Genomic DNA, 22,122 nt, shown 5'->3' on the forward strand with positions numbered 1-22,122 from the left:
GGTACCTCTTAGGATTGCTTACATGTTGAATCTGGAGCGCCTGCGTACCCTCGACGCCCTCGCCCGGCACGGCTCGGTCAGCGCCGCCGCCGACGCGCTGCACGTCACCACGTCCGCGGTGTCGCAGCAGCTGGGCAAGCTGGAGCGGGAGATCGGCCAGCAGCTGCTGGCCAAGAACGGGCGGGGCGTGCGGCTCACGGACGCCGGGCGGCTGCTGTCCGAGCACGCGGCCCGCATCCTCTCCCAGGTCGAGCTGGCCCAGTCCGACCTGGAGGCGCACCGGGGCCAGGTCGTCGGCGAACTGCGCCTCTCGGCGTTCCCCACTGCCGCCCGCGGCCTGTTCCCGACCGCGCTCGCCGCCCTGCGCGCCCAGCATCCGGGGCTGCGGGTGCGCTCCAGCGAACTGGAACCCGAGCAGGGCATCGCCGGTGTGGTGCGCGGCGACCTCGATCTCGCGGTCGTCCTCGACTGGTACAACAAGCCGATGCCCGTGCCGGACGGCCTGGTCAAGGCTCCGCTGCTGGACGACGCGGCCGATGTCGCCCTGCCCGTCGGGCACCGGCTCGCGGACCGGGACGAGGTGGACCTCGCCGAGTTCGCGGAGGACGAGTGGATCACCTGGGGCGAGGGCGAGTTCTGCCACGAGTGGCTGATGTTCACGCTGCGCTCGAAGGGCATCGAGCCGATCGTCGGCCACCGGGCCGGCGAGACCCACACTCAACTCGGCCTGGTCGCCGCCGGGTTGGGTGTGTGCATCGCACCGCTGCTGGGCCGCCACCCGGTGCCGCCGGGCATCGTCCTGGTCCCGCTCAAGCAGCGCGTACGCAGGCATGTGTACGTCATCTGGCGGGCGGACGCCGACCGCCGCCCCTCGATCCGGGCAGCGGTCGAGGCCCTGCGCACCTCGGCCCTGCAGCTCGGCTGAGCGCCGGCGCTACGCCCCGAGCTTCCGGAAGTCCCAGGACACGATCTTCTCCGGGGTCAGCCGCGCCCAGGCGTGCCGGCCGTCGTGCGGCATCTCGTCCAGGCCGAAGTTCTTGCGGGCGAACAGCGTCTCCGCCGTGTCGAGTTCGGCGCACAGCTCCCCGGTCCGCGGCACCTCGCCGACGAACTCCACCTGCCCGGACAGCTCGACCCCGAGCAACTGGTCGTACTCCTCGCCCGAGTCGACCACGACAGCCACCCGCGGATCGCGGCGCAGCTGGGTCCAGCGCCGGCTGCGCACCACCGAGTACAGCCACAGCGAGGTGCCGTCCCAGGCGAACCACAATGCGCTGACGTGCGGCGCGCCGTCCGCCGAGACGGTGGCGACCCGGCAGGTGCGCTGGCTGGTGAGGAACTCGTCCAGCTCGCCGGGCGTCATCATGATCTTCCGGCCGCGGCGCTGCTGAGTGACGGTCATACGGCTCCCTCTTCTCCCACGTCGTGCCAGAGGAACTTCCGTGCGTATTGATCCTCTGACATCACGTCAGAAAAAGGAATGGGTCGACTTCCGCTCCGGCCTCGTTGTGGTTACTCTCACCGCCCCGCACCTCGGCGAACGGAGGCGCCATGCCGTCGTACGAACACCTCGGCGAGCTGCTCGATCCCGCGAGCACGGTCCTGCTGACCGTGGAGTGCCAGCAGGGAGTGGTCGGCCCGGACAGCGCGCTGCCCGAACTGGCCCGCGAGGCCCGCTCCTCCGGCGCGCTGCGCAACGTGGCCCGGCTGGTCGCCGCCGCGCACGAGACCGGGGTGCAGGTGATCCACGCCCTGGCCGAGCGCCGCCCGGACGGCCGCGGCGCGAGCCGCAACGCCCGCCTCTTCCGCGCCGCCGAGCGGCTCCCCGTGCAGCAGCTGACCGGCACCACCGCGGTGCGGGTGGCGCCGCCGATCGAGGTCACCGAGGAGGACCTCGTCGTACGACGGCTGCACGGCCTGTCCCCGATCCAGGGCACCGAGGTCGACGCGCTGCTGCGCAACCTCGGCTGCCGCACCCTGATCGTCACCGGCGTCTCGGCCAACGTGGCCGTCCCCAACGCGGTGTTCGACGCGGTCAACCGCGGCTACACCGCCGTCGTCCCGGCCGACGCCATCGCGGGCGTGCCCGCCGACTACACCCCCGCGATGATCCGCAACACCCTCGCCCTGGTCGCCACGATCACGTCCACGGACGAGGTGCTCGGCTGCTTCAAACGGCCGCGCCGGCGCGCGTGACGCCGCTCAGCTCAGCTTGATCTCGTCGCCGGAGACGGTGATCTTCGCGGCGGCCAGCGCCTGGGTCGCGGGACCCTGCTTCACACTGCCGTCCTCGACGGAGAAGTGGCTGTTGTGGCACGGGCAGACGATCACGCCGCCCGCCACGCTGCCCACCGCACAGCCCTGGTGGGTGCACTTCGACGAGAACGCCTTGTAGGTGCCCGCTGTCGGCTGCGTGACCACCACGCCCTCGTCCTTGAAGATCTTGCCGCCGCCCTCCGGGATGTCCGCGGTCTTGGCGAGGGCCGTGCCGCCGGCTGAACCGCCCGAGGCCGAGGAGCCGCTGTCCTGCGAGGACCCGGTCGATCCCGTGGAGCCGGTGGACCCGGTCGTGCCGGACGAACCGGACCCGGTGTTGACGGTGTTCGACGAGTCGTCGCCCGAACCGCAGGCGGTCAGCGCGGCGGCGAGCCCGGCCGCTCCGGCCGCCGCCATGACGGTACGGCGGGCCGGTCCTGCTTCGGGCTTGAGCGAGGCGCTGGTCATGTGGGCGTTCCCTTCCGCGGAGCTTCTCGTGATCCGTCCAGGGGTACGGTCCTGGGGCACCACCTGTTCAGACGGGCACCCAGATCCTTGCCTGGCGGGGATGAGACGGCCGTAAACCACGGCTGTCGACAAGCTGTCGGCGGGGCGCCGCTCCCGCCGACAGTAACCTGGGGCGATGCTCAAGGAAGTCATCGCCACCCGCTACGTCACGCCGCTGCGTGAGGGCGGCTCGCTGCCGGGGCTCGTCGAGGCCGACGACTTCGGGACGTACGTCATGAAGTTGTCTACCAGACGCCTCTGACCTGCGCCGATTCGATCTGGGATGCCTGTGACCTGCGCACATGAGTCTTTCGGCGTCTTTCAGGGAGGTGCCGCGTTATGTAGTCGGTTCTCCCCACGCGCTCCCCAGGGCCGCCGGGACTCCCCAGATTCTCCCCGGCGCTTGCCGTCGCTCGGGGGCGATTGCGACACAGGCTGCCCGTCCGTCCACGCCGCGCCATAGAAACGCTGAGTGACGGACACGGCGCGGCAATTAATGCGGGCAGGTGTCGACAGGCAGGTCTGGGGCTTCGTATAGGTGGGCCATTAGGTCGTCAAGGCCAGTCGCAGCAGAAGGGCCGGTGCGTCCGGTGTCAACAGGTTCTTCGTCTGCTGGTGGTACAGCGCAAGCAGCTCGCTGACCTGCGAATATGGCAGCCGCGGGACTGGTCCGGATCTTGACTGATGCCGATCTCGGGGCGGCGGCTCTGTTGGAGTGGCCGCATCCGCCTGCCCGCGCTGACGGTCCCACCTGGCACGCCGCATTCACCACAGAGAGCGGAGCTCTCGCCACCGAAGTCCGCCGCCTCGACGAGCGGCTGGCCCCCCTTCAAGAAGACACCAAGGCACTGCTCACCACCCGGAGCTAGATCCAAACCGACCTGGCCCTCCACGCCCAGATCCAGCGCCTGGAGACGGGGCATGCGCTCGATCATCCACGCGGCCTTCACCGGCGCCCTCGCCCGGTACACAGCGAGCCGAAACCTGCCGCACCCCGGCTTCGTCGTCCTCGACTCCCCGCTCCTCACCTACCGGGAACCCGACGAAGACGACATCAAGATTCCCTACGACGTCGTCGCCCACTTCTACCGCACACTCCGGGACGACCCCAGCGTCCAGGTCATCATCGTCGAGAACGTCGCCCCCCACACGATCTCAGCGGCACGGCCACCCTTTACCCCTTCCACACCGCCGGGGCGGAACGGAGCGGCTTCTACCCTTCATGAACCCATGACGCCCCCTGCCGACGCTTCAAGGCGCGGAAGGGGGCGGGTTGATCCGGGGCGGCCTGGGCGGCCGGTGCCGGTCCCGCCCAGTCGAGGCCCAGCTGTCGGAGGGCGTTTCGCTGCTCCTGGTCGAGTTTGTCGCGACAGGTCTCGGTGATGAGCCGCCAGTTCGTGATGCCGGGCTTTTCGCGGAGTCACCTATGCTCGCGCCCAGTTGGTATGACCAGTTCGTTTCAGGGGGCGGGGAGCCGCATGGCCGATGAGATCAAGTACGAGTACAAGACCGTGCAGACGGTTCGGGGGACCGACGGTTTGGTGATCTCGAAGATGCAGAAGGACGGCTGGGAGCTCGTGGAACAGCTCCCGGGCAGACTTCGCACCACCCTCAACTTCCGTCGGCCGAAGAAGCCCCTGCCGTGGCGTCTGATCGGGGCGGGTGCTGCCGTCCTCGTGGTCTTGGCCGCCATCATCGGCACCGGCGTTGCGCTCAGCGACGGCGACGAGGAGAGGGATGCGTCAGCCAGGTCGACGGCTACGAGCGAGAAGCCTTCCGCTACGCCGACCGCAGACGAGCCGACTGCCGCTGAGGTGATCACGGCGCAGAACAATCCGAAGTTCGCAGCGTTGTTGAAGGCGGACCCGTGCGACGAGGCGAACGTGAACTTCGCAACCAAGCACGAGGGGCAGGTGGTCGCCTTCGACGGGTCAATCAGGCACATGGCGTCCTACGGGGATGACCGGACCCGCTACGACTTCCTTCTCGGCCCGGGCGACAAGGGACCGCAGACGACGGACGGCCCGAACTTCAAGTACGAGGACGTCAACACCGGCAACCTGCACCTGACCGGCAGGCAGGTCCCTGCCACCGTTGCAGTTGGCGACAAGTTCCGCTTCGTCGCCGAGGTGGTTGAGTTCAACACGGTCCAGTGCGTCTTCCGCCTTGCCCCGGTCTCGACGGAGACGCGGTAGCCGAAATGGGCAGTCTCCCCGTCATGGAGGGGGCTGCCCGACAGAACGGCACCTCCCTCGCCCCATCCATTCGAGAGTTTTGAGCTTTCCAACCAGATTGTCAGACCGCTGCGCCATCATTGGCCCATGCTCGCATCCAGCCTTGCCCAGCGGCTCGCCGACCACGTTCAACACCTACTTGGCAGCGGTCCGTTTCCCCAGCCTGGCGGATGGACCCACATGGGTGCTGTCATCTGCGACGTCAGCTTCCAGCCCCGGTGCAACTACGAGAGGACTCTCCGACCGCGGCTCCTCCGGCTGCAATTGAGCTGGCCTGATGCAAGAACGGTCCGCGGCTTCCAGCGCCAGCTCGCTACGAGAGACCTCGCCGTGGCCATGGAGTTCAACCACGCCCAGAAGGTCGCGACGGCCCACGCCATCACCGACCTCCTCGCTGCCCACGGGGTCGATACCCGTGACGACCTCCACACGTGGCTCGGTCATCAGGCCAATCGCGCCGTTCTGCGCACGGTGAAGGGGGTGGGGCCGAAGAGCATCGACTACATCGGCAACCTCGTCGGCCGTTCGCACGTCGCCGTTGACGTACATCTGCGCGCCTTCGCCGTGGATGCGGGCCTTCCGAACCTCCCCTACGACCAGTTGCGCGCAGTGTATGAGGAAGCCGCCGCGATTCTTGGGCACGACAAAAGCGGACTGGAGCATGCCGTTTGGCGGCATAGGTCGGAGGCTGCGTAGCCACCCAGCGGGCCGGGCCAGGTCCCCCCCGGTCGCAGGGCGGGGCGGGCCGTTGTAGGTGCGGGTTACAGCAGGCTGATCTGCTCATGGGTGATGCGCGGCCCGAGTTCTCGCGGACGCTGTCTCCGGTCTCCTCCTCCCACCAGTCGGCGAAGATCCTACGGTGGCACCATCGAGGCCAGGCGGAACCGTCCTGTGGCCGGGGATCTTCCCGTGATCCCATGGGATCACCTGTTCGATTCGTGTTGCAAACTGGAGTCGCGACCGACCTGCCCCCGACCTGCCGCGCCTCCGAACGCTAGAAGTTACGTGGAATCTGCCCGGGTGATCATGTAGCCCGGCTTCATCCATGAACCTGGGGAACGGCTTGAGGACATCGGTACTCGTGGCCAAGCGGCCGGTACTGGCACGGCACGAGCACGCAGCGACGTGGTTGCAGGCGTGGGAGGACCTCGGCCGTGCGCCGCGGACCTTGGATGCGTATGCACGGGGGATGGCGGAGTATCTGGCGTTGTGCGAGAAGGAGGGCGTCGATCCGCTGGTCGCGGGCCGGACGCACGTGGGGGTGTTCGTCCGTGAGCTGATGTCTCGGTCTCACCGGCGCGGGGGGAACGTCGTCTCGATCGAGTCGGGGGCGGGGCTGGCGAATGCGACGATCCAGCAGCGCTTGGTGCCGGTACGCCTGTTCTACGACTTCCTCATGGAGGAAGGGCTGCGTGACTCGAATCCCGTGGGCCGCGGGCGGTACACGCCGGGCCGGCGCGGGAGTGCTCACCATTGGGGCCTGGTGCCCCGGTTCTCCAAGCTGCCGTGGATCCCGGACGAGCGGCAGTGGCGGGATCTTCTGGACGTTGCGCGGTGTGAGCCGGTGCGTAACCGGGTGATGCTGGCGCTTGCCTATGACGCGGCGCTGCGTCGTGATGAGCTGTGCTCGCTGCGGAGGGCTTCCTCCAGGGGAATGGGTGGCGGACAGGGTCGCATCGATCGAGGTGCAAGCCGAGGACGCTGCTCTCCTGTGTCTTTGTGCTCCGCTCGCCGCGTTGTCGCTTCTTCGGCGGATGTACCACCAATTCGGATGGGACATGGAGCCCCTGACGACGGCCACCCAGGACGTCCTGGCAACCTGGCAGAGGGTCGCGCTGCTCCAGCCCGAAGAGGTTCCGGCGACCTTCAGGCCTGAACAGGAGGGGCTCGCCTAATGGTGAAGTCGGCCCGGGCGCGGTGCCGGTCTTTCGACCGGTCCGCTTCCCCGGAGCCGCCTCCCCGAACCGGGCATGCGACTTGGCACCGCACCCGGCTCTCCACAAGCCCCGAGGGGACCGCGGTTGGGGAGTGGTGCGCCCCGGCCGGCCGGGGCGCTGCTGCTGGTCATCAACCGCCGCGATGTGGGCGACTTCTAGTTTCTGCCAATCGAGGTCTCGGCTGCCGCCATTGCGACGGCGAGTGGGCAGGTGCGCGCCCTTCACTCGCGCACGACAGCACCAGGCCACGAGGCCCGCCGACAGTCAGCCCAACGCAGCAACGCCCCGCGAGCTTGACAAAGCTGATTCCACAGAATGGAGACGTGGCTCGAGCTGTGTCTCGCCGAGGTGCGGCAGGCGATCGCGGGGGCCGAAAGGCGCGAGCGGGAACGGCAGCACGGTCGGGAGGCCCGGTTGCCCGCAGCGGACTGGCTCCTGGAGTCCCGCATCGGCGCCGGTCCTGCGGTGTACGTCCATGTTGGCGGCTGCCACATGGCGGGCGGGCGGTGCCGCGGTGTGCCCCGGGACGTCGCGCTGCGGGCGCTGGCGGAGGTGGAGGCGTGTCCGCACTGCTGGCCCGATGATCTCCTGCTGGTCGACCTGCCGGGTCTTTACGGGATCGGGTAGCCAAGCAACTTCATGGAGACTCGCTCCACCCCCCCTCCGACCGGCACGTTCGAAGATCGCGAACACTCACGGCTGCTGCGAGGTGGGCGGGGAGTAAGAGTTCACCTTCGGCCTGTTCTTCGCGCTGCGGCTCCGGGTACGTACAGCCCGTTCGCGGGGCGTCTCGTCGCTCGTTTCGAATCCCAGCATGACGCTGTATCCCTCGCGGGCACGCTGCAGCCCGAAGTCCCTCAACTGCTCGACGCTGGTCCCCACGGTTCCGACTCGGCCGAGCTTCACGAGCTCCGCGAACTCCGACCCGACGAGGTAGCTGGCCGCTCTCTCGTAGCTGAAAATGCGCCCACCCCTGGGTCCGAGCGTGCAGTCGTCCTCCAGGAGGACGCGGGCGTAGGAGAGGGGAATGTACATGCCCTGGGCCAGTTCGGTGCTGGAAGCCGCCCCGTTCCGCCAGTGTGCGAACTTCAGGAAGCACGCGTCCGGGGAGAGGCGCCACTCGTGAGAGCGGGCGGGTGTTGAACTCAGCTGTGAAACCTGTTCCAAGCGGTCCATCTGGTCCAAGAGCTGCTTGTTCACCCGGTATTCCTTGTGCCGGGATTCCAAGCGCTTGTACTGGACAAGGATGAAGCTGTGCGTGGGGTGGTGGTAGTAGATCATGTCCGTGCCCAGTCGGCTCTCGACCGGCGTGGCATTGACGTTGACGACCTCGAGACGGCGTCCTGTGGAGTCTTCCAGCACGTGGATGTCGCATCGCACGTCACCGCGTTGTCGCCAGTCGTCGAAAAGGGGCGCTTCGCCGCCCAGCCCGGCCCATACGTCGTGGTCGATCAGGCTGTTCTCCACCGGGTCCGGAATGAGTCCCGCCAGGTATGGCTCGTCCCGGGACGATGGGCGTCCCCAGGCCGACAGCGCGGAGTGCGGGAAATCGGTCACGCGAGTGAGGGTCTGAGCCGCGTCCTTCTGCTCCTGCCACGCACGGTCTGCTGCGTCCTCGACGTTGAAGACGAGTGGGTTGAGATGGGCGAGCAACCAGTCGATGTACCGGGCCAACTCGGGGTGACGTCTCAGGAGTGCTTCCCGCAGAGCCTGCCAGGTCGTCATGCCGAAGTGGCCCGCGCTTCCGGAGAGAGCCCGCTCTACGTGAGCCCGGTGTGTCGAGGGCAGGGACGCGAGGATTCCGTCGGTACCGTCCAGGGGCACCGGCTTTGGACATCTACGCATGGGCTCGATGGTGATGCTTCTGTCGACCGGGCCCACGGTGTTGATGCGCTGGACCGAGCCCATCCAAGTGATGAAGCGGCCGTGATCGGTGAGCCCGTGGCGGCCGTTGTTCGCGGAACGCGCCCGGCTGTCGCAGACCAAGAACGCTAACCGGGTGCCGGTATCTGACGTGTCGAGCCCTGTGGGTAGTCCTTTTGTGAAGCGCTCCGAGACGAGCCAGTCGTCTTCGTTGTCGGTTACCTGGTCCGGGGTGAGGGTCACTATGTACGTCACGAGAGGACCCTACCGACGCCGCTGGCACCGTACGCGGCCCCGCCTCAGCGGACTACGTCGACCTGAAGAGGAAAGGTTACTGCAGGCGTCCGGGCTGCTTCTGATGCAGGCGCGCGGCTGGGTGGAACTGGTCGTCCCGCCGTCCGAGCAGTGCCGCCTCGTGGCCTTGCAGTTGCTGCCGACATCCTTCAGCTGTAAAAGCCGGGCGACCAGTTGTGGACACGGCAGTGGAACGGCCTCGCTCCTTCCCTCGGGTCCATGGCCCTCCTCCTGCGCTCCCTCACCGAAGACGGCTTTCTGGACAACGACGCCGGCATGCTGCCTTTCCTCAGGCCGGAGGCGGAACGCCATCTCAGCAAGCGACACTTCAACGAGCTCACAGCATCCGGCGCAGCGCTACTGCAGTTCACCGTCCTGTCCGGGTGCACAGAGATCGGTCATCCAGACCCGTCCCCTCCCGACCGAGGAACAGCTTGGACCTCGGAGGTTGCCGTACTCCTTTTCCGGGCCACCGGCCGCCTTGCCCGGGGAGTGGCTTGTCGGACGCTGGGCGCTGGTGCTGCTGAGTGTTGACCGGCCGGGCCGGCTGGGGATCCTCCTGCCGCTCTCTATTTCCTCTCGACTGACACCACTTGGGGGACGCGCTCGTGGGAATATCACACAACTGAGACTTCCTGCTGCCCTATCGTCCGGCAGGTGCGCGCCGATGGTTCATGCAGGGCGGAGGGTGCCTGTGGTCAACACCCGCGGACGGCCCGATGCCCGGCCGGGAAGCAAGAGGCGGCGAGCGGCTCACGCGCGAGATCCCAGGTGGGTGTGGACGGATCTCCCTGAACACCGCGCGTCGTGTCCGGGTGTGGGCGACAATCGCTCCGCAGGGTGTGGTGCCCGGCAGGCACGATGCACGGGGCGGGTCGATGGAGGACGTACGGGAGCTGCTGGCCGAGTACGGTCAGTGTCACAGTGACGAGGTGTCGGAGCGGGACAGGCACCGGCTCCTGGTTAACGTGGTGGCGGCCCTGATCCGGCGAACCGACGCCGAGGCGACGGTGGACTACCACTCGCCCGATGATCCGGCCGTGTTCTTCGAACTCGCCGGACGCGACTACGTGATCACCGTGACGGCTGCGTCAGGCACCGATGTGGCCGAGTCGGCCACGGCCGCGGCGCGGGCCCTTGACCAGCGGGACCTGCCTCCTGGTATGCGATGGGTCCTAGTGTGTGCGAGGACTCCGGCCAGTGCGGTGGATGATGGCCTGCGCGCAGTCCTGGGAACGCGGGGTGTGCTACTCGACCGGGACCATCTGGAGGCCGCCGTGTGCGCCCTCGTCCCGCTCGCGAAGCTGATCCGGTCGGCGTTCCGCACGCCACGGCCGCCGTACACCCCGCTGCACGAACTCCTGCTGCACGAGCCGGAGGAGCCGGCCCCTGCCCTGTCCCTGCCGACGCGGCCATCCGGACCGATCACCGTGCCGGCCCGGACGGAGCCGGGCATCGTGGCCTCCGTAGTCCTGGCCGGAGAGGACTGGCCGCTGCCGCCGAGCGGGCTTGCCTGGGAGTCGGCCGAGCGGGCGCTGATCACCACCGAGGCCGGGCTGGCCGAGGTGGATCTGCAGCGTGGCGGGGTGCGGTGGCGGCTGCCACTGCCCGGTGTGCATGGCGCCGCTGTCGTGCTGCCGGACGGAGCCGTGTGCGTCCCGTGCGGGCCTGCGGTAGTGATGTGGCGCGACGGTGAACTGCGGGCGGTGGGCGGGGGGTTCGAGCCGCATGCGAGCCTGCTTCTCGGCCCCGACGCGAGCCTGTGGGTTCTGTCCGGGTCTGGGGCGACGCTCGGCGCCGGCGCCGGCTCGACCCTTGCACTCACGCGTCTGAGCGATGAGGTCGGCGATCAGCAGCGGTTCTCCATCGCCTTCGACGCGGCGGTGCGGTCGGCCGACTGGCTTGACGGGCGGCGATTCTTCCTCGCCGCTGGCGGGCACAGCGCCGTCGTCGACCTCGCCGTCGGTACGAGCGTCGGCGGGCGGGAAGACTGGACGCCGACGCCTGTGTCCTACCCGGGCCACATGGCCTGCATGGGGAGTGACACGGTCCTGGTGGCCGGGCGGGCCGGATCCGGTATCGGCGTGGAACTGCACACCGTCGACGCGGCGGCCCACAAGAGCGACCCGGTGGCCGCGGTGCAGCTCGGCGAAGTCCTCGGACTCGCCCAGGCGCCGGAGGGCGGGCCCGCCTACCTGCTGGGTTCCTTGCCGACAAACGATATCGGCGTCGTCCACCCCGTGCTGGTGAAGATCACCGGCCACGCCCCTGCCGTCTCCCCCGCGGTCGAGGAGGAACCGGCGCCAGCTCCCGCCGCTGATCCATACGCCGCGGTGCGCCAGCAGGCTTGCGGCAATCGCGGCGACTACGCCCTGGAGAAGTTCCCGATGCCTGGCGGCGAGGGTGGTATGGGGATCGTCCACGAGGCCGTGCACAAGCCGACGGGCACCGTCGTCGCGTTCAAGAAGCCGAGGTCGCTGCGCGAGCAGCTGACCGCACGGATGCTGCGCGAAATCGAGGTCGCCCAGGCCCTCGGCGGCAACCGCCACGTCATGCCGGTCCTCGACTCGAGCCCGCGGGCCGAGTGGTTCGTCATGCCGCTGGCCCAGGACACCGCCGAACGCCTCCAGCCGCAGCTGCAGCACGACAGCCAGGAACTGCGGGCCCTGGTGGACGCGGTCGCGGCGGCCCTGGCCGATGCCCACCGCCTGGACTACCTGCACCGGGACATCAAGCCCGCTAACATCCTGCGCCTCGACGGCCGTTGGGTACTCGGCGACTGGGGCATCGTGCGCCGCCCCCGCGGCCAGACGACCAACCCCAAGCGCACTGGCACCAAGATCGGCACCGCTGAGTTCGGGGCCCCCGAACTGTCCGTCGACCCCCACAACGCGACACCCTCCAGCGACATCTTCAGCCTGGCAAAGGTCATCGGCTGGCTGCTGACGGGCATCGAGCCCGAGGCGAACGTGCCCCTTCTGCCGGCACCGGGCCCCTGGCGCAGCGTCGTGAGGCAGTGCACGTACCGGGACCCGCTCCAGCGTCCGCAGACCATCGCCGAATTCCTCGACCTCGTCGAGCGGGAGACCTCGCCTCACATCGACTTGCCGATCGCACGTGCCCAGCAACTCGTGACGGCCGCCCAAGAGGGGGACACCAATGCCGTCGGCCGGCTGCTCGCACTGGCCGCCGACCACAGCGACGACTACGAGCTCTACCTGGACGTCCTACCGAACCTGGAGATGAAGGGCGCCACTCCGCTCCTCCTCGCCAACCCCGAGCAGGCCCTCACCCTCGTGCATGCGATGACCGGGCACGTCCACGGCGATGGCAACGGCCAGCCTCACTGGAACGAGTCCAAGAGAGCCATCGCGTGGCTTCGCGGCGTCGCCGTCCGCGCCGCCCGGGAGAAGCAGTGGGAACTTCTGGAGGAAGCGGCCCGCGGTATGTGTACCTGGGACGCGGCGTCCAACGAGTGGGACCAGCACGACGCCATCCGGGACTGGCTGCGCCAACTGCGCGGGCAGGCCGCTCAGATCCTCGCCGCCGTCCTGCGCGAATACCCCGACAGCGCGGGGCACTTCGCCGACCTGACGCGGGAGCGCACCGTGGACATGGCCATCCGCGGCGCCATCAACTCCGCAACCAGTGGCTGACCCCACCCCACCCGGCGAGCAGTTTCGTGTCTGTTCATCACCCCGGCCGACCATACGCCCCCGTGACGGTTGGACAGGCGCGGACTGTGCGCATCACCAGCAGAGCCTGCACAGCAAGGAGTTCACGAGGGACGCCGGGCAGTACGAGCACAGCCATACCCATGCAGCAAAGCACAGCGGTGATCGGCTACTCGCAGCCGCGTCCCGGCATAGGAAGCCACCAGTTACGGACATCCAGCCCCGCCGACCGTGTCGTCGACCCCGAACGTCTGGAGAGTGTGTCGTGATCCGCCGGGCGCCCGCGTAGCCGATTGCGGGCCGAGCGGTGAACTCTTATTGGTGACTGTTCGGCTACTCATCAGCTGATCTCAGGCGGGCTGCCTGGCGAGTCGGCCGTACGCCGACCGGGTGTCAACAGGGGTGCTAGCCTGCGGCGATGAGCAGCTCAACCACCGGCCTGGTGCCGGTGCACATTGGCCAGCCTGAGCCCGGCTCCGAGGAAGAGCAGGGGCTGCTGCTCCGCAGGGAGCGAGCTCTGAACCAGATGGGCCCGCCAGAGCCGCTGCGTGTCCCCGGCGACGTGCCCTGGGAGCAGCACGGCCTCGTGCCGCGATGGTGGGGCATGGAGAGCAGCGACTGTCCAGCGGCCGTGGAGCCGGGCTTCTTCTCCGGGCAGGGCCATGAGGAGTTCGAGCGCTTCCTCGGCGGTGCACGGCAGCGCGGCGAGGTCGCTCTGGTCTTCGCCGTCGTCGGCCACGCGGACGGCGACCGTCCGCGTAACCCGCTGTCGTCGGTGGACGCCTCCGTACGCCTCGGTGACCAGTCCACAAGCGCCGGTGGTCGGCGCCTGCCCAAGGGGATGCGGCCCGAGATCGCGCCGGGTCTGGAGGGCGCCGACCGTGATCTGGCGCTCCGGCTGCTGACCCGTCCCGAGGGCGCGCCGTGGTGGAGTTTGAAGTTGTACGGCTCTCAGTCGTACGACGGCTACCGTTCCGGCAGGGTGGACCACCCCGCTGCGGGCGAACTGCATCCCATCCTCGTCGACTCGCTCGGGGAGCCGGTGGTCGCGGCCTGGACGCCGCCGGAGGGCGACCAGCGGTGGTATCTCATCCCCGATGCCACCCGCTGGGAGAGCGTCCTGGGCTGGCTGGTGCACCGGGCACTGCCGAAGTACGTGCCCGCAGCGCTGCGCCGTGCCCGGTCGCCGTTCTTCATCGACCCCGATCTGCAGACCGTCGGTGAGCAGAGCGCCCGCGACGCGCTGGAGGATCTGGAGGCGCGGTACGCGGCCGAGAAGCATCGCCTGGAGGATGAACTGCGACAGGCCAAGGAGACGGCGGAGCCGGTGCGGTACGGGCTGCTGTACGGCAGCGGCACCGACCTGGTCCATGCGGTCGCGCGGGTGCTGACCGCGGCGGGAATGCACACCGTGGACCTGGACGAGGAGCTCGGCGGGACGAAGTCAGCCGACCTGCTCGTCGGCGCCGACGGTATGGCATCGCGCCTGGTCGAGGTCAAGGGCGCCTCCGGTCCCGCACAGGAGCATCTCGTCGGGCATCTCCAGCGGCATCTGGAGACCTGGCCGCAACTGCGGCCCGACGAACCGGTCTCCGACGGCGTACTGATCGTCAACCATCAGCACAAGCTGCACCCGTCGGAGCGGACGGCGGCGGTGTACGCGCGGCCCGAGTTCGTCGCCTCGCTCGACTCACTACCGGTGACGGTCATCAGCACGGTGGAGTTGTTCAACTGGTGGCGTGCCGCCGACTGGGCGGCGATCCGCACCGCAGTGCTGGGCGACGCGGCCGTGACCGCACAGTCGGCGGCGCCAGTGAACCCGCCGCAACCGCCATCCGCCCAGCGGCGCCGGTGGTGGAGCGGCGGACGGCACCAGTAGCGGCACGTGGTGGGGCAACTGGCTTCACCTCTTGCCCGCGATGCAGCCCTTTCCGAACCCGCGTCAGGCGGCCTACGCTGATCGGCCAGTGCCGCCGTGATCACCGGGAGTCGTGAGGCGCGGCGGGAGGAGGGGACAGCAGGACCGGGGGCAGACCGCCGCCCGTACGCAAGCACCGGGACAGCGCACCGACGCTACCCGGGAGCGCGTGCCGGGGCCGGGCAGGGCCGAGTCACCCGGCAGGGGGAGGGCCATGAACCGCTGGGTCGGCATCGTGTCGCTGCGCGAGACTGCGCCGCCGACACCCGTGCACCGCATCGCGCTCGCCATCGATGCCGCGCGGAACCGGACGTCGTACCAGCTGGCCGGCCAGACGGTGCCGTACGCGCGGATGCGGTCGGCGCTGCGCACGCTCGGTCAGGAACACGCGCGCCACCACGAGTGGGAGCGGTACGCGTACTGCGTTGACCTGGCCGGCGACTTCTTCGACGGCGGCCACCCCCCGACCGGACTGCCCTCCTGGCTCACCAACGAACTCCAGAACCTCCTGGACGGCAGGTATGGCACATCGCCGACCGGCGGGCGGAAGGCGCACCCTCGGCGCACCGACTCGCGTCCTGCCCACCAGCGCCCGGCGTCCACCCGCCGGGTCCGGACCACACCCCCCGAAGCCGCCCGCCCGCCCCGGCCCGCGCGGTCGGCCCCGCCCGCGGCCGGACAGCGTCCGTCGCCCGAGCCGGTCCGGCCCTACTCCCGCGCCGAACGGCGGCTCGACGTCCACGACGTCACGTACCCGGCACTGTGCGAGCCGCCCGTATCGCTGGTGGGCACGTACGGGCAAGAGGTCCGCGAGATCGTGGGGAAGGCCGTGCGCGGATGGGACGCCGGCCCCGAAGTCACCGCCTGGCTCGGCCTAGCCGCCGAACACCGCAGTCACCTCTACGAGAGTCACCACGCCGACCAGGTCACACCGCACGTGCTCGGTCTGCTCGACCGGCTCGGTGCCACCGCGCTCGACGTGATTCTGCTCGACGCCTACGCGCGACGGGCGACCCCTCGGAAGGTGGGCGAACAGTCGAGCGAACACGCCCGGCGTCGTGCCGCCGCCGACCTTGCGCTCGGCGCGTGGGCTGCCAAGCAAGGGCTGGTGCGCATGGGCGCGGGGGAGGCGCAGCAGCCCGCCAGGTCCGTCTTCGAAGGAGTGGCCCGGCAGATCCTCGGCGTGCTCAGTCTCTGTGGCGAGCACGATATCGCGCAGAGGCTGGTCGCCTCCGTGTGGCCCGACCTCGACCGGCCGTCCTCGAAGACGGGAGCTGATCCCGTCACTCTGGCGCATACGGCTTTCCACAAGGAAGGACTGACCTATGACTACGACGAGGAGGGCCCGGACCACCGCAAGGTCTTCCGCGCCGTCGTCCGCACCGGAACCGGCCGCACGGCGGAAGGCACCGGACAGTCCAAGAAGGCGGCGCGGGTGGCTGCGGCACGAGCGCTGCTCGACGCATACCCGAAGGTGGCTGCGGCGGCGGGCGCCGAGCGGAAGGCGACACCCGCGAACCTGCCTACCGCGTCGCCGCTGCCCTACGCGCAGCCGGGCAACCGGCAGCGGGACGCCGTGAGCGACCTGTCGGCGATGTTCGAGCTTGGGCATCGCGCGGACGGGCTCCTCGCCCAAGCCCTCACTCATGCCTCGTGGGTCCACGAGAACCAGGCGGCGGTGACCGCCGCCCGCCAGCGCGACAACCACCTCCTCGCCCACCACGGCTCGCACGTGGTGAACCACCTCGCCGCCCACGTCCGCGTCCGCCAGACCCTCGCGCACGGCCTCACCCCCGACGAGGACGAGGCACGCATCCTCACCACCTCTGACGACGACACCGCCCGGCTCGGTGCGACCCTCCAGCTCGCCGAAGGGCTGCTGACGAGCCGCGGTGAGAGCGGACAGAGCCGCACAGCGGTGTCGGACGCCACCCAGGCGGTTGTCGCCGCGGCCTGGCGCGTCCACGGGCCTCGGCTGCTCAGGCGCCGGCCCGCTGTCCTCGACGACTGGCTCTCCGGCCTGGAACACCAGCACGACCCGGTGACCATCCTCGCCATCATGGCCACCACATACGGGATCGACCACGATTACACGTACGACGTCTCGGGGCCGGACCACCTGAAGAGCTTTACCGCCACGATCAGGCTGCGGGACGCTCGGGGCCGTGTGCACCGGTGGACCGAGCGTTTGCCCGGAACCCCCGGGAAGCCGGAGGCGAAGAGGGCGACCGCCGAGGCTGTCCTCGACATCCTCGCCGCCCCCGTCAACGGTGCCGTCGACGATCTCCCCGCACCGGAACGGGACCTGCTCGTCTTCCTCCTGCGCGCCCAACTCGATGGCCTCGGCCAGCCGACGGAAAGGCAGCGCGCCCGCATGCTCGCCCGCGGCGACCTCGGCACCGACCTCCTCACCACGGGTGACATCGAGGCGTTTCTTGCCTGGGCAGAACGCATCCGCCCCATGCTCGGGCCGGACGGCACAGCCGTACCGGACGCGCTGCGCGAGCTGTACCCGAAGGTCCTCGACGACACCCGACTCGGGCCTGGATCGCTCCTACGCCGTATGGCTGCCGAACCTGGACCCGACGTCGCGAGCGTGGTTCGGCGAAACGCGGCGGACGCCGTACGGCGAGCGCTGAGCAGCGGGCCGCAGGCCGCCTCCGTTCGCGACGTCGTGCAGGACTGGTGGCGCGATCAGGCCCCGGCCACCGGCGTCACGGTCCGCGACGACATGCGTCAGGAGGTCTTCCGCCCGCTCCCCATCCACCTCGGCGCGCTGGACGAGACCCTGAAGTGGGGCGGCGAAGCCGCCGAGGCGGCCGATACCCGCATCGACGTCGAGCTGACGGTTCAGGACGGCACGCTGCACGTCTGGCTCGGCCTCGACAGGGTGGACGTCCGGGCGGCTTGCGACGATTTCGCCCGCCTGCTGTCGCACACCCTTCCGTACACCGACTGCCTGGTCGGTGACGACCATGTACTGCTGCGCCTGCACGGCGATCTCGAGACAGATCCCCTTCATCCCTTGGCCGCCGCAGGCATGGATGCCTACGCCTCCGGGCCGAAGGACCGGCGACGGCTCATTGAGCAAGTCGCCGACGGGCCTGCGGAAGCACAGGATAAGCAGCCGTATTCGTGAGCCCGTAACGCGAGCCGGGCCACGTTCTTCGCTCCGCTTCAGCGTGGCAAGGGCGTGACAGGAATGGCGCTGCAGAGCCCCTGCTGGCTCTGGAAGGAAACGGCTGCCCCTGGGCCCTCACCGAAGGCCCGGCCGACGCCGGGACGGTGAGAACTTAGTATGCGGAGCCGACGGGACCAGGTAACGTCTTGCTCATGTTCTTCCAGACGCCGATTTACGAGTGAGAGCGTGATGGGCCCCTGCTGACGTCCTTCGACGTCGCCGTGCCCGTCCCCCACCGATGAATCCGTAGATCACTTCACAACATTCCGGGAGAACCCGTGAGCAAGAACATCAACAACCCCGTGGGCATGGGCGGCGGCCAGCGCAAGAAGCTGTCCCGCGCCGAACGGCAGAACAACGGTCCGCACCGCAACCTCGACCGCCAGGGTGCCGCCGACCAGAAGGCGGAGCTGGTGCGCAAGATGCGCGAGAAGGCAGGCACTGCGGAGGGCGCCGGGCAGACGGGCGACAACACCGCACAGAGCTGACGCACCGCCACCGTAGGGCGGCACCGCACGGGGCAGGGCCTGGACCGCGACACGTGGTCCGGGCCCTGCTGCCGTACCGGGCGCGGCCTGCCCCGCTCAGCTCTCGGCCGAGCACCCGCGTCTCAGCCGGCCAACCGGGGCAGCCGCAGATTCAGCAGCCCCGTCACCGCCACCACCCCGAGCTGCACCAGCAGCGTCACCAACAGCGCGTTCCCCCGTGCCCAGCCCGGGTGACACCGCCTCGCTGAGTTGGCCAGCGTCGACGCGCGCCAGCGGGCCTCTTCGAGTCTGAGTCGGGTGCAGTAAGCCGTCGAGAGAGGTTCGAGTGCCTCCGGAGGCAGGCCCGGTGGGCGGATGGTCGAAATCGGGTTCAGTGTATGAACTTCACCATGTCGCTGACCTGCGAAAATCACATCCCAAAGTCCGAGTGGCCGACACGTCGAGTTGGTGCAGCCCGGTGCCGCTCATTCGCTTTCGTCGTTGGTGACGGTCTCGAAAATGGTGTCGGCACAGGCATCGTCACGGCTGATCGTCAGCGGAGCGCTGGATGCGGGCGGGCCTGACTGTCAGTGGTGCCGCATACCCTGAATGAGCACCTCAGTCGGCTACTTGTCGACGAGCCGTGTCCAGCAAGGAGGGTGGGGCGATGGCTGATCGCAAGACTGTGACGCGCCAGACGTTCATCGGTGAGAAGGGCATCGCCCTGATCGAGCGACGCTGCCTGGAGATGGGCCACCTCTTCCATCCCCGGCGCGTCGATCACGGCATCGACGGACACATTGATCTGGTCGACCCCGACAGCCGTGCCGTGCTGAACATGACCCTGCTGGTCCAGAGCAAAGCGCAGGACCGGCGCTTCTCTGGCGAGACGGACGACGGCTTCCATTATCTCTGCGACCAGCGCGATCTTGATCACTGGCTGTCCGGTAACTCGCCGGTCATCCTGGTCTTTTCCCACCCCGGGAGCGATGAGGCGTGGTGGGTTGAGGTCAAGGCGGCGTTCCCGGACGCGGTCAGCCGTGCTACCCGCCGCGTGGACATCGACAAGCACACCCAGCGCTTCGACCGTGACGCCGCGCAGGCACTGCTGCGCTTGGCGATGTCTCGGACGACGGGCCTGTACTTGCGCCCCGCGCCGATCACCGAAGTGCTGACCACGAACCTGCTGCCCGTCATCGAGATGCCGTCGACCGTGCATCTGGCCCCGACGGTCTTCGCCGACTACCGCGCGGCCGGTGATGCCCTGGAGGCGCAGGGCCGGCGGGAGTCCGGCTGGATTCTGCGGGACAAGCTGGTCCTGTCGTTCCGCGACCTGCGGGACTCACCTCTGCGGGTGCTGTGCGACGGAGATCCCGAGCGGCACGAAACCAGAGAGTGGGCGGACAGCGACGACCTCGACACCCAGCATCGTTTCGCTGATCTGCTCTCCCGGACTGTTCAGGACTCCTATCCGGAGCTGCGGTGGCACAAGAACCGCAAGCACATGCACTTTCGCGCGACCTCGCACCTGGGGCCCCGCAAGGCGGGCAGAGGTCACGGATCACGTGGCCGGACCGTGTTCGGTCCGCACTATTCCAAGTCCGATCCGCAGCGCGTTGGCTACTACCACCACGCCGCACTGCGCACCAGATTCCGGCGCCTGGACGGAGTTTGGTATTGCCAGCTGGAACCGGACTACTGCTTCACCACCGACGGGTACACCGAGTACCCGTTCGCCGACCGGCTTCTGGCGGGGATCAAACGTCTCGATCGGCATCCGGCGGTCAGAGGCTGGACCCGCGTGTGGGCCAACTACCTGCGTCAGGAAGCAGATTTGTTCACGGAAGCGCGGCCTGTCCAGTTCGGTGAACTGGCCACCATGACGGTCGAGCGCGGTATCGACGACCGGTGGTGGGGGCCGGCTCCGTCCGGGGCCGCACCCGAGGACGACCAGGACCCCTCCGCCGGAGGACAGGAAAGCCTGGACGCCGTCCTGGCTGTCGCGGATGCGGACACCCAGGATCTCCTCAGCCTGCTGCAGGAAGGCGAGAGCGGCGAGAGCGATGACGGCGCTCCTCGACGAAGAAGCCCCGGAAGCAAAGCCAGGTCTGCAGGGTTGCGGACGCCCCGTCAGGGACGGGCGAGCGGTGCGAGGCGAGGCCGGTGATGGACTCGGTGATCCTTGACGAACCAGAACTGGAGTTCGGCGGAGCGGCCCGGCACATCGATCCACGGTTCGGGATCACGAACTACGGCCCCGCCGATCTCGGCGCGGCCGACGCGCCCCGGGAGATCCGCATCGGCTTGGTCGGTCCTGCGGACCAACTCGACGGGCTGCGCCGATGGCTGGAGCGCTGCCGGGAACCCATCGCGGCTAAGGACGAGAAGTACCCGCATCTCTTCCCGGAATTCCCCGGCTGCGCCATCGACCGCGGCCTGCACACCACCCTGGTCTTCAGCGACCGCAATACGCGGGCGATCAGCAGCCGCGACCTTCGCGCCATCGAGGCCGCCAGCCAGCCAGCAGCCCTGACCAACGCCGTGAGTATCTACGCGGAAGAGATCAGGTCACTGGCTGATGAGAACCGCGTCGACGTACTCCTGGTCGCCAGACCCGAGCAGCTCATCGACACCGTCGGTCGATCCGCCAACGGCCTGAAGGAGGCCGGCGACCTTCCGGCGCAGGACGGGCACGACGAGCCGACCCCGGCCCGGTTTGCCAACTTCCACGACCTGCTTAAGGCCCGGCTATTGAATCTGCGCCAGCCCATCCAGATCATTCGCCGCAGTACCTGGGACGAAGCCACCCGGCCTCCCGAGGGCCACAGCCGCCAGGACGAGGCCAGTCGGGCCTGGAACTTGCACGTCGCCCTTTACTACAAGGCCGGCGGCGTCCCGTGGCGCCTCCTACGCAATCCCGCTGATCTCACGACCTGCTATGTCGGTGTCGCGTTCTACCGCAGCGACGACGGGAGCTCTCTGAGCACCGCGGTCGCGCAGGTCTTTAACGAGCGCGGGGACGGGGTGATCGTGCGCGGAGGGCCGGCCAGGATCAGCCGCACCGACCGCCAGCCCCACCTTGCCCGTGCCGACGCGCACGCCCTCCTGGTTCATGCCCTGGACGCCTACCGGCGCGAACATCGCACCGCACCCGCGCGCATCGTGCTGCACAAGACCTCGGCCTTCACCGACGAGGAGGCCGGCGGTTTTCAGGACGCCGCGGACGAACGGTTCATTGACACGCTGGAGATGAGCTGGATCACCAGCAGCGAAGGTGCCGCAGCTTTCCGTGCGGGTGATGCGCCGCCCCTGCGCGGCACCCTCGTCATCCTCGGTGAACGCGAACTCGCGCTGTACGCCACAGGCAGCATCGAGTTCTATCGAACCTACCCCGGCATGTACATTCCACGCCCGATTGGCATCAGGCCCGTGGGCCCCACCCGGAACCCGCGTGAGCTAGCCGCCGAAGTTCTCGCTCTGACCAAGATGAACTGGAACCAGACACGTCTGGACGGGCGCCTCCCCGTCACCATGCGCACGGCCAACCAGGTCAAATCCGTCCTGCGCTTCTGCCCGCCCGACCAAGCCGTCGCCACCCGCTACGCCCACTACATGTAGTCAGCCGACCGGGCCTTTCCCTGTCCGTCGGCTCGGGTCGCACGCCGTTCGGTCCCGCTGGACACGGCATGTCACCGCTGGTCTGACGGAGTGATCGGTCGCTGATGCGACAGGCTGTACGACTTCACGTGGAGGCGCCGAGGTGCAGACGGCCGCAGCCTCACCTCGGCAGT

Annotated in this window: 14 protein-coding genes and 1 pseudogene; 12 read left to right on the forward strand and 3 right to left on the reverse strand. The window is 68.8% G+C overall.

Features of this window, described 5'->3' with window-relative positions:
- Positions 1-22: 22 nt before the first annotated feature.
- Positions 23-925, forward strand: a complete 903-nt coding sequence (locus tag BEK98_RS00935) for a LysR family transcriptional regulator (RefSeq protein ID WP_094214381.1) — start codon at positions 23-25, stop codon at positions 923-925.
- Positions 926-934: 9 nt separating this feature from the next.
- On the opposite strand, the gene BEK98_RS00940 is transcribed toward BEK98_RS00935, so the two are convergent.
- Positions 935-1,402: a pyridoxamine 5'-phosphate oxidase family protein gene (locus BEK98_RS00940; RefSeq protein WP_094214382.1), complete on the reverse strand. Its 468-nt coding sequence runs from the start codon at positions 1,400-1,402 to the stop codon at positions 935-937.
- Between the two features lie 149 nt (positions 1,403-1,551).
- Between BEK98_RS00940 and BEK98_RS00945 the strand changes: the two genes are divergently transcribed.
- Positions 1,552-2,196: a cysteine hydrolase family protein gene (locus BEK98_RS00945; protein WP_094214383.1), complete on the forward strand. Its 645-nt coding sequence runs from the start codon at positions 1,552-1,554 to the stop codon at positions 2,194-2,196.
- 6 nt (positions 2,197-2,202) lie between these two features.
- Here the strand turns inward: BEK98_RS00945 and BEK98_RS00950 are convergent, their stop codons facing one another.
- Positions 2,203-2,724, reverse strand: a complete 522-nt coding sequence (locus BEK98_RS00950) for a Rieske (2Fe-2S) protein (protein ID WP_094214384.1) — start codon at positions 2,722-2,724, stop codon at positions 2,203-2,205.
- Positions 2,725-2,899: 175 nt separating this feature from the next.
- On the opposite strand from BEK98_RS00950, the pseudogene BEK98_RS50785 reads away from it, so the two are divergent.
- From BEK98_RS50785 to BEK98_RS00975, 4 genes and pseudogenes are all read left to right on the forward strand, one after another.
- Positions 2,900-3,010: pseudogene (locus BEK98_RS50785) on the forward strand (HipA family kinase); the annotation flags it as partial.
- Positions 3,011-4,241: 1,231 nt separating this feature from the next.
- Positions 4,242-4,958 carry a DUF4839 domain-containing protein gene (locus BEK98_RS00960; RefSeq protein WP_094214408.1) on the forward strand — a complete coding sequence of 239 codons (717 nt, stop codon included), beginning with the start codon at positions 4,242-4,244 and terminating at the stop codon, positions 4,956-4,958.
- Between the two features lie 126 nt (positions 4,959-5,084).
- Positions 5,085-5,693, forward strand: a complete 609-nt coding sequence (locus BEK98_RS00965) for an HhH-GDP family DNA glycosylase (RefSeq protein WP_244201692.1) — start codon at positions 5,085-5,087, stop codon at positions 5,691-5,693.
- Between the two features lie 1,556 nt (positions 5,694-7,249).
- Positions 7,250-7,561 carry a DUF6233 domain-containing protein gene (locus tag BEK98_RS00975; protein WP_094214387.1) on the forward strand — a complete coding sequence of 104 codons (312 nt, stop codon included), beginning with the start codon at positions 7,250-7,252 and terminating at the stop codon, positions 7,559-7,561.
- 66 nt (positions 7,562-7,627) lie between these two features.
- Here BEK98_RS00975 and BEK98_RS00980 read toward each other — a convergent pair whose 3' ends face one another.
- Entirely contained in the window at positions 7,628-9,052 is a 1,425-nt protein-coding gene (locus BEK98_RS00980) for a hypothetical protein (RefSeq protein WP_094214388.1), read from the reverse strand.
- A 917-nt stretch (positions 9,053-9,969) separates the two neighbouring features.
- Here BEK98_RS00980 and BEK98_RS00985 point away from each other — a divergent pair.
- The 6 genes from BEK98_RS00985 (at position 9,970) to BEK98_RS01010 (ending at position 21,949) form a co-directional block, all read left to right on the forward strand.
- Positions 9,970-12,747, forward strand: coding sequence for a protein kinase domain-containing protein (locus BEK98_RS00985; RefSeq protein ID WP_167444066.1), 2,778 nt, complete (start codon positions 9,970-9,972; stop codon positions 12,745-12,747).
- A gap of 436 nt (positions 12,748-13,183) precedes the next feature.
- On the forward strand, positions 13,184-14,644 hold the full coding sequence (locus BEK98_RS00990; protein WP_167444067.1) for a hypothetical protein: 1,461 nt from the start codon (positions 13,184-13,186) through the stop codon (positions 14,642-14,644).
- Positions 14,645-14,897: 253 nt separating this feature from the next.
- A complete protein-coding gene (locus tag BEK98_RS00995; protein WP_094214391.1) occupies positions 14,898-17,822 on the forward strand; it encodes a putative dsRNA-binding protein in 2,925 nt (974 codons plus the stop codon).
- Positions 17,823-18,142: 320 nt separating this feature from the next.
- Positions 18,143-18,352, forward strand: a complete 210-nt coding sequence (locus BEK98_RS01000) for a DUF6243 family protein (protein ID WP_093896585.1) — start codon at positions 18,143-18,145, stop codon at positions 18,350-18,352.
- A gap of 646 nt (positions 18,353-18,998) precedes the next feature.
- Positions 18,999-20,498, forward strand: coding sequence for a DUF4365 domain-containing protein (locus BEK98_RS01005; RefSeq protein WP_094214392.1), 1,500 nt, complete (start codon positions 18,999-19,001; stop codon positions 20,496-20,498).
- On the forward strand, positions 20,498-21,949 hold the full coding sequence (locus BEK98_RS01010) for an argonaute/piwi family protein (protein WP_094214393.1): 1,452 nt from the start codon (positions 20,498-20,500) through the stop codon (positions 21,947-21,949). The genes BEK98_RS01005 and BEK98_RS01010 overlap by 1 nt, the downstream gene beginning before the upstream one ends.
- Positions 21,950-22,122 lie beyond the last annotated feature (173 nt).

It is taken from the genome of Streptomyces diastatochromogenes (assembly GCF_002242805.1).
Lineage (GTDB): Bacteria > Actinomycetota > Actinomycetes > Streptomycetales > Streptomycetaceae > Streptomyces > Streptomyces diastatochromogenes.